The sequence below is a fragment of the Gluconobacter kanchanaburiensis NBRC 103587 genome, from assembly GCF_007988905.1.
Classification (GTDB): Bacteria; Pseudomonadota; Alphaproteobacteria; order Acetobacterales; family Acetobacteraceae; genus Gluconobacter; species Gluconobacter kanchanaburiensis.
The window spans coordinates 216,840-230,172 of the sequence record NZ_BJVA01000001.1 but is presented as its reverse complement, the minus strand read 5'-3'; the positions used below and the strand labels follow the sequence as shown (position 1 = coordinate 230,172).

Here is a 13,333-nt window from a genome sequence, read left to right as displayed (position 1 = left end):
CTTTGCGAGACTCTGGCAGCCATGAAAATCTGGCCCCTTCATATGTAACTCTGTCGCAACGCACCACAAGGAGCCAGTTTCCATGTCCAGTCCAAAGATCGGTTTTATCGGCTACGGGGCCATGGCCCAGCGTATGGGGGCCAATCTTCGCAAAGCGGGTTACCCGGTCGTGGCGTTCGCGCCTTCAGGGGGCAAGGATGAAACGGAAATGCTACCCTCACCCCGCGCCATTGCAGAAGCAGCGGACGTAATCATTTTCTGTGTTCCGAATGATGCCGCCGAAATCCAGTCCCTGCATGGTGAAAACGGCGCCCTCGCGGCTTTGACGCCTGAGAAGCTTGTTCTCGACACCTCTACGGTATCGCCCGATCAGGCTGATGCCTTTGCCGCTCTGGCTGCCGAACACGGTTTCTCATTGCTGGACGCCCCCATGTCAGGCAGCACGCCCGAAGCTGAGAGCGGTGATCTTGTCATGCTGGTGGGTGGTGAAGAGGCCGTGGTCAAGCGCGCACAGCCAGTTCTGGACGTCATTGGCAAGCTGACGATCCATGCTGGCCCAGCGGGTTCTGCGGCGCGCTTGAAGCTGGTTGTGAACGGCGTGATGGGGGCAACGCTCAATATTGTTGCGGAAGGCGTGACATACGGTCTAGCTGCTGGACTGGATCGCGATGTCGTATTCGAAACGCTCCAGCAGGTGGCTGTTGTCAGCCCGCATCACAAGCGCAAGCTGAAGATGGGACAGAACCGCGAATTTCCCTCCCAGTTCCCAACACGCCTCATGTCCAAGGACATGGGGCTGCTACTGAACGCCGGACGCAAGGTCGGTGCGTTCATGCCCGGCATGGCAGTTGCGGATCAGGCGTTGGCCCTTTCGAACCGGCAACATGCCGATGAGGATTATTCAGCCCTCATCGGCGCCATGGAACACAGCGTTGCCAATCTTCCCCATAAATGAGAACGATAGGCGGGAGCGGTCGCCCCGGAGGGCGGTCATCTCGTCTTATTCTGCCAAGGAGTGACATCATGGCTTTCGAACTTCCCCCCCTGCCCTATGCGGAGAATGCCCTCGCCGGTGCTGGCATGTGCCAGGAAACGCTGGAACTGCACCACGACAAACACCATCAGGCCTATGTCACGGCGCTGAACGGTTTCGTAGAAAGCAAGCCGGAACTGGCTGGCAAGACGCTTGAGGAAATCATCGCGTTCTCCTACGGCAAGCCCGAGATTGCTCCTGTCTTCAACAATGCGGGCCAGCACTGGAACCACATCCTGTTCTGGAAGAACCTCTCCCCAACGGGCGGCAAGATCCCGACCGGTCTGGAGAAGAAGATCGCTGAGGACTTTGGCTCCGTCGAAGAATTCAAGAAGCTCTTCAAGCAGGCCGCCACGACGCAGTTCGGTTCTGGCTGGGCCTGGCTTGTGCTGGACAAGTCGGGCAAGCTCGCCGTTACGAAGACGGCAAATGGTTCCAACCCGCTGGCCGAAGGTCAGGGGAAAGCGCTGCTGGGCCTCGACGTCTGGGAGCACGCCTATTACCTCGATTTCCGCAACCGTCGCCCGGATTACATCACGAACTATCTGGACAAACTCGCCAATTATGAGTTCGCGGAAGCTGAACTGAAGTCTGCCTGATCCTTTCTGGGTTCATCAGATTCAAAAACGCCCCGTCCGGAAAAATCCGGGCGGGGCGTTTTTAGTTACAGGCTTAAAACCCGCTTCAGGAGTCGTTGGCCGGCTTGTCGCGCGAGGTAATGTTTGTGATCGTGCTGCGGACGATCTTCACGCGCACGCCCTGGGCGATCTCGACATCCACTTCATCACTGTCATCGCGTGTCGCCTGCACGACGCCAACGATGCCGCCTGCCGTCACGATGCGATCACCACGACGCAGAGAGCCCTGCTCGTCACGTAGCTTGCGCGCGCGCTGCTGCTGGGGGCGGATCAGCAGGAAATAGAACACCACGAAGATAAAGATCATCGGAGCGAACTGAAGGACCTGCGGGTTCGAGAGGATCCCACCGCCATCGGCGGCCTGGGCGGAAGAAATGAACAGACTGCTCATGGATATTAGGGTCCGGTCTTGAGTGAAGCTGGCGGGGACCATATCGTCCGCTGACACCCCGTCAAGCGTGACGGTCTTCCACAGCCTTCCTTCTTCCTCTGCGACATCTCCCTGCGACGGACCTTCCTGCATGACCGACCCCGCCCTCCTGAATCTGCTTGGCCGCATCGCCGACAGCCTCGAACGCATGAGCCCGCCTCCGCCGAGTGCTGATATCCTGCATCAACACGACGCTTTCCTGTGGCAGGCCGCGCTTGGCGTACTGACGCCGGTTGAGAAGGTTTCGGGTGTGCCGCTATCGCTGCTTCAGGGCGTCAAGCGGCAGATGGATCAGGTCATGGCCAACACGCGACATTTCGCGGAAGGCTTCAGCGCGAACAACGTCATGCTCTGGGGCGCGCGCGGCATGGGCAAATCCTCGCTGGTGAAGGCGTCCGTCGCGGCTGTGAACGCGGAACAGCGAGCGAAGGGCGGCGGGACGCTGGCCCTAATAGAGATCCAGCGTGACGAGCTTTCGTCGCTGCCAAAACTGCTGGCTGTTCTGCGCACCACACAGCGTCGCTGCATCCTGTTCTGCGATGACCTGTCATTCGAGAGTCAGGATGCGGACTACAAGTCGCTCAAATCCGTACTGGATGGCGGAATCGGCGGGCGTCCCGAGAACGTCCTGATTTATGCGACGTCGAACCGGCGTCACCTGATGCCGCGGGATATGATCGAGAACGAGACGGGCAGCGCGATTAATCCATCAGAAGCCATTGAGGAAAAGGTCTCGCTTTCAGATCGTTTCGGGCTCTGGATCGGCCTGTATGGCGCAACACAGGACGACTACCTGGCAATCGTGGAAGTCTATGCGGCTTATTACAAGCTGCCGGTTCCGCGCGAGGAACTGCGGCGCAAGGCGCTTCAGTGGGCCATGGCACGCGGGAGCCGCTCAGGTCGCGTAGCCTCGCAGTTCATCAGTGATCTGAGTGCCGAACTGGGGATTCCGCAACCGTAAGGACGAGCAAAATCATGAGGATATTCCACGGCTTCGGACTTCTGGTCCTGCTGCTCTGCGCAATCAATACGGCGCATGCCGGAGACAATCCACGCCTCAAGACCATGTTCGATACCGATCAGGCAGAGCGGGAACAGGAGCCGATCAATTGGAAAACCCTGATCCCGAATGACACAAAACGGCGCGCAGAACTGCACAGGATGCTGGAACAGAATACCGTCACGACGGGGCTGGACTATTACGAAGCAGCCTTCATTCAGCAGCATGGTCTGAAACCGGATGATTACCTGCTTGCGCATGTCCTCGCCATGGCCGCTCTGGCAAAGGGGTACACACAGGCCCGCTGGATCGCGGCAGCGACACTGGATCGCTACCTTCAGCAGAATCAGCACCCACAGATTTTCGGCACGCAGACTGTAATCCGGACTGTCGCCGGAACCGGGAAAGAGGAAGCCCCTACGCGCGCGCCATTTAACACGACGCTGCTGCCTGACAGTCTTCGCTCCACACTCGGCGTTGCCGATCTGAAAACGCTTGCGAACCGACTATCCCAAAAAGACTATCATTCTTCGGATAGCGAGAACTGAGGTTAGGCTCATGGCACCCCTGATACTTTTCTGCCTGTTTGCTGCAATTTTTCTGGCGTATGCCGCACCCGATACGCCGATCGGCAGGATCTGCCGTGAGCAGCTTGTGACACGCCCTTACCGATGGTTGAGAGAGTTTCCCCACACTGTAGGAATGCTGGCGCTGGTGACTGTTCTGTTTGTGGGCTGTGCCACATGGCTGCTGGGGCATGAGGGGTTTGCCGCCAGCATGCGGATGGCTCCCGATTTTCTAACCTTTGCGACCAGTTTTGAAGTAACGTCCTTTATCGAAGCCGCATCCAGCATTGCTTTCATGATACTGACGACGAACGCATGGAAAAACATGCTCGTCCTGCGGCAGTTGTTCCGACGCACAGGGGCACGTGGTAGGCGAGTGGTGAGCGCAGCCCGCGCCTGCCTGACGGGCCGGAATGCAGACGACCCTGACTCGGCGGCTTTATCCGCCTTTGCCTGACGGAAACGGCAGACGGAACGAAGCACCCGCTGCCGTTATCCTCGATCAGAACGACGCGCTCACAGTGCCGAAGAATTCGCGAACGGCGCCACGCTCCATGGACTGGTAATCACCGACGGCGGGGTTGTCGTTCTCACCCATCATGGAGATGTATTTGGTATTGAACAGGTTATAGACGTTGAAGCTCGCCGTGACGTCCTTGAGAACGCTGAGCTTACCGAAACGATACTGCGCACCTGCATTGGCCAGCCAGTACCCGCCAATCGATGTGTCGTTCATGAAGCTGTAATAGCGGCGGCTGTAGTAGTTCGCATCGAAATGCGCGGTCATGCCTTTCCAGCTATAGGCGATGGAAGTTTTGTACATCCAGGCCGGGTAATTGACGATATTCTTGCCAGCGAGCGCGTAATAACCGCCGACCGTATCGACGTTCCGATCGTAAGTGCCCTTGTTATAGCTCAGGTTGTTACTGATGCTCAGACCGTTGATCGGGGTGATGGTGATGTCACCATTGGCGCCCGTCATGGAAATATGGCCGAAATCGATCACCTGTGAGACCGGATTGGTCAGGGAGCCCACGGCAGCGGCGAGGATCGGGTGGATCAGGCTGGCGTGATAGACCGTCGCATTAACCTGAAGGAGTTTCGACGAATAGCGGTAGCCACCGAGATAGACCCACGCCTTTGACGGTTCGAGAGACTTCTTCTGGGCTTCGAACGTCGCCTGATCCTGCACGGAATAGACCGAGTTCGCCACGCCATAGGCCGAGACCTCGTAGGCGCGCATGTTTTCCGCCACGTCCACATAGATCTCGTGATGACGGTTGATATGCCAGTCCAGATTGACGTGCGGCAGGAAAGCCTGTGAGGCCGTCAGGGAGCCGTTCGGCAAGGCATCAGCCCCCGTCCAGTCGGCATTGTTATACTGCGCGCCGCCGGACGTGGTGGCGGTCATGGACTTGAAACCAGCATGCAGCGTCAGGCCCTCGGCGAGCTGAATGCTGTCCTGAAGGTGGAACTGCATGACATTGGTGGTCCACTGGAAGTTGTAACCTTCCAGATAAGCGGGGCCATAGACGTCATAGGGACCAACGGCCTTGAGAGGCGCACCCTGCCCCAGAATCGGCTGACGGTAGTTGAAAAGACCGGCCTGCTGGTTGTTGTTCTCGTACCAGACGCCACCCTCGATCGTATGGCGCCCCCATTTGTAGCGTAGACTGGTGTCGAGGCCGTAGCGTTCCTGACGGTTCTGCCAGACTTCTTCGGACAGGGGCGCACCACCGTCGACCTGATCGTCGGGATCGCTGTCGGTATAACTGTAATAGCCGGTCTGGCTGTGACCGTAGAGCGTGGTGTTCCAGGTCAGGTGGTCGGTCAGGGCGAGGTCGAAATGCAACCCACCCATATAATTGGTTTCGGCCTGACCGCCGTCATACATGGCAATATTGGAGCCATCGATGCCCGGAACACTGTCATATCCCGCCGGATAGGGGCGCGTGCCATTGGCGATGCCGTAAGCCAGAGCATAATTCGGATAGAGATGCGGCGTCCGCCAGCCGAGGTTCTTCAGAATACCGATGGACGTATCGGGATAATTCCACTGAGCCAGACTGGACCAGTTGAAGAAGGCCGACATACGGCTGCGTTCGTTGATCGGCTGGACGAGCTTGGCATCGACCTGCTGCATAAACTGGTCGCCACTGCCCATCCACATGCCTTCGTCAGTCCGGGCGTAAGATGTGTAGAATTTCGTGCCGGTCGGATTGAGTTTGCCTGAATCCAGACGGACATAGGTCCGATAGGAACCATAGCTGCCAAAAGACTGGCTCACCTTTCCGCCTCGTTTGTCCTCGGGGTCCGAGGAGCCGATCTGGATCGTCCCGCCCAGCGTATTGGTTGAGGGCAGTTCGACCGAACCCGCGCCCTGCGACATACGCATGGACTGAATGTCGTCGGGAATAATGGCTGAGGCGAGACTCATCCCGCTGACGGACTGGTAGGTCTGGTCGTTCAGGGGCACGCCATCCACCGTTACGCCCATCTGGTTCATAAAGAACCCGCGCACGTAAAGATTGGCGCCGAAGCTGTCGATTCCAAACGGGTCGGTGGACGTAAAGCTCACGCCCGGCGTACGGTCCAGCATCTTATAAGCGCTGGTACCGGGAACATACTGGCGCATGATGGCTTTGGAGACAGCCTGCTCGGCATCGCGGCCCGTCAGTTGCCGCCCGGTTACGGCAACGCTTTCCGTAGCGTGAGCTTCAAGTGCAGTCGTGCGGTGACGCTCCGGCGCAGCGGCTTTCCGCCCCTTCGTGCCAGACACGACGGCCTGAGGCGCTCCATTCCGGGGAGTAGTATGATCGTGGGAGGCGTGAGGTTCAGCTGCGAAGGCCGAATGACGGACTGCAAACAGTGCGATCGAGGAAAGAAGCAGGGATCTGGTTCGCACCGTGGCCGAAACTCCGGAATAAGGGATTTATGATCTTTGGGAAGCGGTCTCCTAAACGTGCCTGCCCGCACGGAAAAGCGCCAGTGATGCAAGATGATGTTTCAATGACACCTGAATGGTTGTTTTTTTGCTGCATGTTGCGGGAAAGACGCGTTCTGGTGACGCCTGACAATGATGCGATTGATCCCTTCCTGAACCGGGGCTTTGCCTGTTAGGTTCTCCATGTATTTGAATATTTCGCGGTTTCATCACGGATCAGGATACTCATGTCGCAGACTGTCTCTGCCTCCTATGACGCCACGCAGGGCGCCGACCACGTCATCGACCCGAATATCGATGAGTTCTCTCCGGTAGAAGACGTGATCCGCAAAGCCGGCGACCTGCGCCGCATCCGTTCAAATCCAGATTACTGGTATCCGGTCGCCTGGTCACACGAACTCAAGCGCGGCAAGACTATTGGAACCCGTTATGCCGGACAGCCTGTCGCGCTCGTACGCCCGATGGATGGTACAGTATTCGCACTTGAGGATCGCTGCGCTCACAGACAGGTACCGCTCAGCCTTGGAAAAGTCAGCGGCGAGGCTGTCCAGTGCTGCTATCACGGATGGGCCTACGGGCGGTCGGGACGTTGCATCGACGTGCCGTATCTGGGCAAAGGCAAGCTGCCGAACGGTGTTCGCACCTATCCCTGTCGGGAAGAAGGCGGTCTGATTTTCATTTTCCCCGGTGACCCGGCGAAGGCTGAAAGCACGCCATTTCCGCAACTGGCCTCCGTCGGCAACACTGAATACAAAACGCGCCGTTTCGGCGAAAGGGTCGCCTGCCATTACAGTTTCATGCATGAAAACCTGATGGATATGAACCATCAGTTTATGCACATGAAGCAGATGGGCCAGATGAAACCGCGTTTTCTGGGCGGAAAGGACGAGCCCGCGCTGGTCGAGGCGCGCTACAGCTTCGCGCGCACCGGCGGCAAACAGCCGTGGGGCGAGACCTTCATTTTCGGCGAGCGCCGTGATGCGAGCGAAAAATACGCCCACAAAGACGTCATGACGATCCGAACGGAATATCCGTACCAGACGCTGCGTATCGCAACCGGCGACGAACCGCCGGTGATGAATCTGTGGATCGTTTACGTACCCCAGGACGTGGAAGAAAAGACCTGCCGCGTGTTCGGGCTTCTGTCGATCCGGCGCCCGAAAGCGAAACTGGTTCTGGATATCGCCTGGCCGTTCCTAGTCGCATTCACCGAACGGATCTTCAAGGAGGACCGGGATATCGTGGAGCTGGAACAGGCGGCATGGAACGAACTGGGCGGAGACCACAACCAGGAGGTCTTCCCGGTCATCAACATGCTCCGGCGGCTGCTGCTTCGGTGTGGAGTGCCAATGAACGCGGATGGCAAAACCGAGGCTTCCGTTCCCTGACATGACACCAGAACTCAAGGCAGGGGCACTGGTTCTGCGCCCCCTGCAGCCGGAGGACGCACCGGCCATTCATCGTCTGGTCAATGACTGGAGCGTCGTCCGGATGCTCAGCCGGCTGCCTTTTCCCTATCCGAGGGAACTGGCGACGGAGTGGATCGAGTCCACGCGCCGCGACAGCGCCCAGGGACAGGCCCATCATTTCGCCATCACGCGCGACGATGCGCTTTTGGGTGCCGTCGGCCTCGTCCTGTCCGATGACCGGCGATCCGGTTCCATCGGATACTGGCTTGCGCCTGCCGTATGGGGACAGGGACTTACGACACAGGCTGCCCAGCGGATTGTCGAATGGGGTCTGACGGTCCTGAAGCTGGAGAAGCTGACCGCAACGGCAGCCCAGGATAATCCTGCTTCCGCTGCGGTCCTCAGAAAACTCGGATTCCACAAAACCGGCACGTCAAGCCGTCGGTTCGTCTCCCGCGGACAGGACTGCGCGGTCGATCTGTACGAGCTGGGACGGGCTGCCTTTCTGGCAGGCGCTCAGGATGATCCTGTCACCGAAAGCCCCTCTGTCCCGCCAGCTCCGGCGAGCGTGGCACCGGCGCCGAAGCCACGGACTCTTCTCGTCGTCGCGGCCGCGCTTCTGGATGGACAGGGTCGCATCCTCCTGGCCAGACGACCGGAAGGAAAACGCCTTGCCGGCCTCTGGGAATTCCCGGGCGGGAAAGTGGAACGCGACGAGACACCAGAACAGGCGCTTATTCGTGAAATGCGCGAAGAGCTTGGCATCGATCTGGCAGGTGCCTGTCTGGCACCCTTCACATTCGTCAGCGAAAATGCCGGTCCGTTTCATCTGCTGATGCCGCTTTATGTCGTGCGGCGCTGGCGAGGCGTTCCGACGCCACGGGAGGGGCAGGCCTTGGAGTGGGTCGCCGCAACCGATCTGGAGCGCTACCCCATGCCAGACCCGGACCTGCCACTCATCCCGCTTCTGCAGGAACTTCTCGGTTAGACCAGAAGCGTGCCGCGTTGAAAAAGATCACGGGGCAGTAAGTGATCACGGAGCTTCATGCTCCCTTGTTCAGCTTTCCCCCGTTTAGCCGAAAAACATGCTGAGAGGCGCCCGCGACATCGGTCCGGAACGCGAAAAGGGAACCAGCCTGTGGTTCCTTGGCCAGCGTTTCAGCATCGAGTCCCTTGCGGGCCGTCGTCACGAAAACAGTCTTCAGATCCTCTCCGCCAAAAGCCACTTTAGTGACGTTCGTCACCGGCATGGGAACCGGCGGGAGTTCCGTACCGTCCGGTCGGAAGCGGGCTACGCGACCACCGCCCCATGTTCCACACCAGACGGTACCCTCGCTGTCAGTTACGATGCCATCGGGATAGCCGTGTTGAAGACGAGCAAAAATGCGCTCGTTCGCAAGCTCGCCATCAGACTGGATATCAAAGGCGTAAATCGTCTGCTCCGGGCTGTCACAGACATAGAGAATCTTTCCGCAGGGAGAAACAGCAGGACCGTTCGAAACCGTGTAGCCTTCATCATGATGCGTGATCTGAAGGCCGTCCCCGTCATGCACGATCCGGTAAATCGAACCGGCAGGGAGTTCTTCACCATCGTCCATGGTTCCGAACCAGATCCGCCCGTGCGGGTCAACGCAGCCGTCATTGAGGCGATTGCCCGGCTTCGTCGCCTCGACAGTTGTATGATCGGAAAAATGACCGGTTCGCGGATCAAAGCGCCGCAGCCCGTCAGGCATTCCGGCAAGAAATGTGCCGTCTGCGACAGGCAGGAGGAAAGCAACCCGGTCAGGCGCACTCCATGTCCTGTGCTCGCGCGTCACGGGATGGAAGCGATGGATCTTTGCCTCCACGATATCGACAAAATAAAGCGCATCTTCGGCGGAGATCCAGACCGGCCCTTCCCCCAGCGTGGCACGCAGATCGAGAACACAGTCGGGCTGGTGAAGCGGGAGGCTGGTCATGGTTTCTCCTGATGAAGCCGAAGATCGGCAAAGCATGAGTCAGATGCGGGTTTGTTCTCGACAACGCGGGACGACCCGTTACGTTCTGAACGGAAGACTATCAGGAGCGGACAGATGCTTCAAAAAACAGCCTGTTTTCTTGTCATTGGCAATGAGATCCTTTCAGGACGCACGCAAGATGCCAATACGCGCGTTCTGGCGCAGGCGCTGAACGCGCAGGGTATCCGGCTCATGGAAGTTCGGGTCATTCCCGACATCGATGAGTGGATCATTCGAACCGTCCGCGAATGCAGCGCAGCCTTCGACCTCGTTTTCACATCCGGAGGAATCGGGCCGACACATGACGATATCACTGCCGAGTGCGTAGCCACCGCAATGGGGGCGCCTCTGGTCCGACATGAAGAAAGTTTCAGCCTCCTTGAAGCCGCGCTGGGAAAAGAACGGTTCAACACGGCGCGTCAGCGGATGGCCTATCTACCGGAAGGTGCCACGCCGATTCTCAACACCGTGTCCGTCGCACCGGGCTTCAGCATCGGCAACGTTCACGTCATGGCCGGAGTGCCAGCCATCTTTGCCTCGATGGTAGCCTGGCTGGTCCCGCAACTGGAGAAGGGTGCGCCACTCGTGTCCGCAAGCTGGCACGCAGTGGGCCTCAAGGAGGGCGATTTCGCATCCGATCTTGCGACGTTGCAGGAAACCTTCCCGACAATCGATCTGGGGTCCTACCCTTACCATCTTCCGGAAGGCTCAGGCGGCGTGGCGCTTGTCGCCAAAGGATATGATGCCGGAATCGTGGAAAAAGCAGCGCTAGCGATTCACGATCTCATCATGGCGCATGGTCGCGAACCCCTGTCTGGAGAACCGCCCCACAGACAGGGGGCCTGAAACAAGAAAGCCGCTGCGGTGAAGCAGCGGCTTTCAGGTCCCGTTTCAGTGAAGCGGGGTCCGGGTCATAGAGAGGAACTTGTCCCGGCGCTTCTGGATCAGGGCCGGCCCTGTAAGATCGACGAGGGAAGCCAGTTCCTCGGCGATCGCATCGCCCACAGAGCGGACAGCCTCGTCAGGCTCGCGCTGGGCGCCTCCCACCGGTTCAGACACGATCCGGTCGATCACACCAAGAGATTGCAGGTCCTGCGCGGTCAGCTTGAGAGCTTCAGCCGCCGCAGGGGCAAGCTTCGGATCACGCCACAGAATGGAAGCCGCGGCCTCTGGCGAGATCACGGAATAGATCGAATGTTCGAGCATCAGGATGCGATCACCCGCGCCGATGGCAATGGCGCCACCCGAACCGCCCTCACCGATGACCGTAACGATCAGAGGCACAGGGGCCTTGAGGCAGACATCGATCGACTTGGCGATGGCCTGAGCCTGTCCCCGCGCTTCCGCATCGATTCCCGGCCAGGCGCCGGCAGTGTCCACAAAACTCAGGACCGGAAGTCCGAACCGTCCGGCCATCTCCATCAGGCGCTGGGCCTTGCGATAGCCTTCGGGACGGGCCATGCCGAAATTATGCTTGAGACGCGTTTCGGTATCGTGGCCACGTTCCGTTCCGATCACAACGACCGGCTGGCCACGAAAACGTGCCAGACCGCCGATCATGGCGTCGTCGTCACCAAAAGACCGATCGCCAGCGAGCGGCGTATAATCCGTCGTCAGCAGACGTACGTAGTCCAGAGCCTTGGGGCGCTGGGCGTGACGGGCCACCTGCACTTTCTGCAGCGGCGTCAGCTTGGCGTAGGTCGAGCGAAGCTGCTTGTCGGCCTTCTCGGACAGACGGGCAATCTCGTCATCGATATTGATGCCGCTGGTGCCGGAGTCCTTGCCCTGGCTGCCCATCTGGCGGAGTTCGTCGATCTTGGTCTCGAGTTCGGCGACCGACTTCTCGAAATCTAGGAATTGGCGCATGGCCTGCCCGATAGCACGGCTATGCGTCGGGAAACAGTCCCCGCGCGGGCGGAATGATCCTATCGCTCTTCCAAGAGCATCCCCGGGCCTGTGCGGGCAAGGGGATGATGCGCGCTCACAGCCTGTCGCAGGCGCTCCGACATGACCTGCGTGTAGATCTGCGTCGTCGCGATATCAGCATGGCCCAGCAGCATCTGGAGCGCCCGCAGATCGGCACCATGCGCCAGAAGATGGCTTGCGAAAGAATGACGCAGGACATGCGGGCTGACGCGTTCCGGATCCAGCCCGGCTTTCAGCGCGCAGGCCAGCAGGATCTTGTCGAAGCCCTGCCGGGTCAGCGCTTTTTGAGGGTTACGCCCGGGAAAGAGCCATGGGCTGCCAAGGTCCCGGTCATAATGAACTAGCTGGTCGGCGGCATCGCGTGCGCTCTGCGACAGAGGGACCAGACGTTCCCGCCCCCCTTTTCCACGCACCAGAAGCATCGGGCCCCGGACATGAACGCATGTCGCGGGCAATGCCAGAAGTTCGGAAATACGCAGACCTGTTGTGTAGAGCAGCTCGAGCGCGGCTCTCGATACGATGTCCCGCCGCTCGTTCTCATGACCGCGCGTTCCTGTCTCCAGCAGACTCCGGATCTCGCTCTCGTCCAGGGGTCTGGGCAAAGAGGAGGTGATTTTCGGAGCCTGCTGCCGTTCCGTAGGATCGTCCTCACGCACCGATTCGAGCATCAGAAAGCGGTAGAACTGCCGCAGGCACGAAAGGCGACGGGCTGCTGTACGCGCCGCAAGACCGGCGCGGGAGAGGCTCGTAAGATAGGAGCGGACCTGTGCCCCCTGTGCCTGCACAATCGGAAGGGGCGCGCAATGAGCGGCGAAATCCGCAAGGTCGGATGCGTAGGCCTGCCGTGTCTTAAGAGCGGCCCCGCGTTCAGCGGCCAGCATCTCAAGGAACGCCTCGACATGCCGGCTATCTCCCGCGGGGCCGTGGACAGACTCCATTATGGATTGGTCAGTGAACAGGAGCCGGTGCGGCGCTCGGCATTGGCTGGGCCGGCGCTGCTTTGGGAACAGGCATTGTGGGAAGCGGCGTCGAGGGGGTGAGTGCCGGAGGGGGGACCGGAGCGGATGCAACTGGCGCCGAAGCAACCGCCGTGGAAGACGCCGGAGTAGCAGCCGGAGTTGGCATCAGGGCGCCTGGCGCAGTTGCCGGCACGGGAGGCATGGCTGGAAGGGCGGCCTGGGGAGCAGCGGGCGGAGCAAAGGCCGAGGCCGACAGATCCTTGTGGACCATGGTCTGTGCCGGAGGAGTCGCTGTCATGCCCAGCCGCAGGAAAGCACCTCCCACACCAAGAACCAGCAGGACGACGACAATCCCACCGATCATCGGGAGGCGGGAGAAGGAACGATCGATATTGGCCATGTCGAAAAGGTCTCGAAGTGAGGGCAGGACG

14 protein-coding genes are annotated in these 13,333 nt (G+C 59.5%); 8 read left to right on the top strand and 6 right to left on the bottom strand.

Annotation, left to right across the window (positions count from 1 at the left end):
• The first annotated feature begins 82 nt into the window (after positions 1–82).
• Together GKA01_RS01035 and GKA01_RS01030 are read left to right on the top strand one after the other, a co-directional pair.
• Positions 83–955, top strand: a complete 873-nt coding sequence (locus GKA01_RS01035; protein ID WP_146858329.1) for an NAD(P)-dependent oxidoreductase — start codon at positions 83–85, stop codon at positions 953–955.
• 68 nt (positions 956–1,023) lie between these two features.
• The gene (locus tag GKA01_RS01030; protein WP_146858328.1) at positions 1,024–1,632 is read left to right on the top strand and encodes a superoxide dismutase; all 609 of its coding nucleotides are present in this window, start codon (positions 1,024–1,026) and stop codon (positions 1,630–1,632) included.
• Positions 1,633–1,717: 85 nt separating this feature from the next.
• Here GKA01_RS01030 and yajC read toward each other — a convergent pair whose 3' ends face one another.
• Positions 1,718–2,062, bottom strand: a complete 345-nt coding sequence (gene yajC / locus GKA01_RS01025; RefSeq protein WP_146858611.1) for a preprotein translocase subunit YajC — start codon at positions 2,060–2,062, stop codon at positions 1,718–1,720.
• Between the two features lie 130 nt (positions 2,063–2,192).
• Between yajC and GKA01_RS01020 the strand changes: the two genes are divergently transcribed.
• Genes GKA01_RS01020 through GKA01_RS01010 form a run of 3 tightly spaced genes read left to right on the top strand, consistent with a single transcriptional unit; the run spans position 2,193 to position 4,124 of the window.
• Positions 2,193–3,062 carry an ATP-binding protein gene (locus GKA01_RS01020; protein ID WP_146858326.1) on the top strand — a complete coding sequence of 290 codons (870 nt, stop codon included), beginning with the start codon at positions 2,193–2,195 and terminating at the stop codon, positions 3,060–3,062.
• A 14-nt stretch (positions 3,063–3,076) separates the two neighbouring features.
• Positions 3,077–3,649: a hypothetical protein gene (locus GKA01_RS01015; protein ID WP_146858324.1), complete on the top strand. Its 573-nt coding sequence runs from the start codon at positions 3,077–3,079 to the stop codon at positions 3,647–3,649.
• A 10-nt stretch (positions 3,650–3,659) separates the two neighbouring features.
• Positions 3,660–4,124 carry a hypothetical protein gene (locus GKA01_RS01010; RefSeq protein WP_146858322.1) on the top strand — a complete coding sequence of 155 codons (465 nt, stop codon included), beginning with the start codon at positions 3,660–3,662 and terminating at the stop codon, positions 4,122–4,124.
• A gap of 45 nt (positions 4,125–4,169) precedes the next feature.
• On the opposite strand, the gene GKA01_RS01005 is transcribed toward GKA01_RS01010, so the two are convergent.
• Complete coding sequence (locus tag GKA01_RS01005) at positions 4,170–6,572, bottom strand: TonB-dependent receptor (protein WP_146858320.1); 2,403 nt, start codon at positions 6,570–6,572, stop codon at positions 4,170–4,172.
• A 266-nt stretch (positions 6,573–6,838) separates the two neighbouring features.
• Between GKA01_RS01005 and GKA01_RS01000 the strand changes: the two genes are divergently transcribed.
• Both GKA01_RS01000 and GKA01_RS00995 read left to right on the top strand, forming a co-directional pair.
• Positions 6,839–7,999, top strand: coding sequence for an aromatic ring-hydroxylating oxygenase subunit alpha (locus GKA01_RS01000; RefSeq protein WP_228119719.1), 1,161 nt, complete (start codon positions 6,839–6,841; stop codon positions 7,997–7,999).
• A 1-nt stretch (position 8,000) separates the two neighbouring features.
• Positions 8,001–9,008 (top strand): bifunctional GNAT family N-acetyltransferase/(deoxy)nucleoside triphosphate pyrophosphohydrolase, encoded by a 1,008-nt coding sequence (locus GKA01_RS00995; protein WP_146858607.1) that lies wholly within the window; start codon positions 8,001–8,003, stop codon positions 9,006–9,008.
• Positions 9,009–9,063: 55 nt separating this feature from the next.
• Here GKA01_RS00995 and GKA01_RS00990 read toward each other — a convergent pair whose 3' ends face one another.
• Positions 9,064–9,978, bottom strand: a complete 915-nt coding sequence (locus tag GKA01_RS00990) for an SMP-30/gluconolactonase/LRE family protein (RefSeq protein WP_146858318.1) — start codon at positions 9,976–9,978, stop codon at positions 9,064–9,066.
• A gap of 114 nt (positions 9,979–10,092) precedes the next feature.
• Between GKA01_RS00990 and GKA01_RS00985 the strand changes: the two genes are divergently transcribed.
• Entirely contained in the window at positions 10,093–10,863 is a 771-nt protein-coding gene (locus GKA01_RS00985) for a competence/damage-inducible protein A (RefSeq protein ID WP_146858316.1), read from the top strand.
• Between the two features lie 45 nt (positions 10,864–10,908).
• On the opposite strand, the gene GKA01_RS00980 is transcribed toward GKA01_RS00985, so the two are convergent.
• The 3 genes from GKA01_RS00980 to GKA01_RS00970 are packed head-to-tail and all read right to left on the bottom strand — an operon-like array spanning position 10,909 to position 13,302.
• Positions 10,909–11,883, bottom strand: a complete 975-nt coding sequence (locus GKA01_RS00980; protein ID WP_146858314.1) for an acetyl-CoA carboxylase carboxyltransferase subunit alpha — start codon at positions 11,881–11,883, stop codon at positions 10,909–10,911.
• 59 nt (positions 11,884–11,942) lie between these two features.
• On the bottom strand, positions 11,943–12,881 hold the full coding sequence (locus GKA01_RS00975) for a tyrosine recombinase (RefSeq protein ID WP_146858312.1): 939 nt from the start codon (positions 12,879–12,881) through the stop codon (positions 11,943–11,945).
• Positions 12,882–12,891: 10 nt separating this feature from the next.
• The gene (locus GKA01_RS00970; RefSeq protein ID WP_146858310.1) at positions 12,892–13,302 is read right to left on the bottom strand and encodes a hypothetical protein; all 411 of its coding nucleotides are present in this window, start codon (positions 13,300–13,302) and stop codon (positions 12,892–12,894) included.
• Between the last annotated feature and the right edge of the window lie 31 nt (positions 13,303–13,333).

Bases quoted from the DNA above. Each gene is read 5' to 3' on its own strand.
- GKA01_RS01000 (WP_228119719.1), top strand. From the start codon at position 6,839: ATGTCGCAGACTGTCTCTGCCTCCTATGACGCCACGCAGGGCGCCGAC.
- GKA01_RS01030 (WP_146858328.1), top strand. From the start codon at position 1,024: ATGGCTTTCGAACTTCCCCCCCTGCCCTATGCGGAGAATGCCCTCGCC.
- GKA01_RS00995 (WP_146858607.1), top strand. From the start codon at position 8,001: ATGACACCAGAACTCAAGGCAGGGGCACTGGTTCTGCGCCCCCTGCAG.
- GKA01_RS00985 (WP_146858316.1), top strand. From the start codon at position 10,093: ATGCTTCAAAAAACAGCCTGTTTTCTTGTCATTGGCAATGAGATCCTT.
- GKA01_RS00975 (WP_146858312.1), bottom strand. From the start codon at position 12,881: ATGGAGTCTGTCCACGGCCCCGCGGGAGATAGCCGGCATGTCGAGGCG.
- GKA01_RS00980 (WP_146858314.1), bottom strand. From the start codon at position 11,883: ATGCGCCAATTCCTAGATTTCGAGAAGTCGGTCGCCGAACTCGAGACC.
- yajC (WP_146858611.1), bottom strand. From the start codon at position 2,062: ATGAGCAGTCTGTTCATTTCTTCCGCCCAGGCCGCCGATGGCGGTGGG.
- GKA01_RS00970 (WP_146858310.1), bottom strand. From the start codon at position 13,302: ATGGCCAATATCGATCGTTCCTTCTCCCGCCTCCCGATGATCGGTGGG.
- GKA01_RS01015 (WP_146858324.1), top strand. From the start codon at position 3,077: ATGAGGATATTCCACGGCTTCGGACTTCTGGTCCTGCTGCTCTGCGCA.
- GKA01_RS01020 (WP_146858326.1), top strand. From the start codon at position 2,193: ATGACCGACCCCGCCCTCCTGAATCTGCTTGGCCGCATCGCCGACAGC.
- GKA01_RS00990 (WP_146858318.1), bottom strand. From the start codon at position 9,978: ATGACCAGCCTCCCGCTTCACCAGCCCGACTGTGTTCTCGATCTGCGT.
- GKA01_RS01010 (WP_146858322.1), top strand. From the start codon at position 3,660: ATGGCACCCCTGATACTTTTCTGCCTGTTTGCTGCAATTTTTCTGGCG.
- GKA01_RS01035 (WP_146858329.1), top strand. From the start codon at position 83: ATGTCCAGTCCAAAGATCGGTTTTATCGGCTACGGGGCCATGGCCCAG.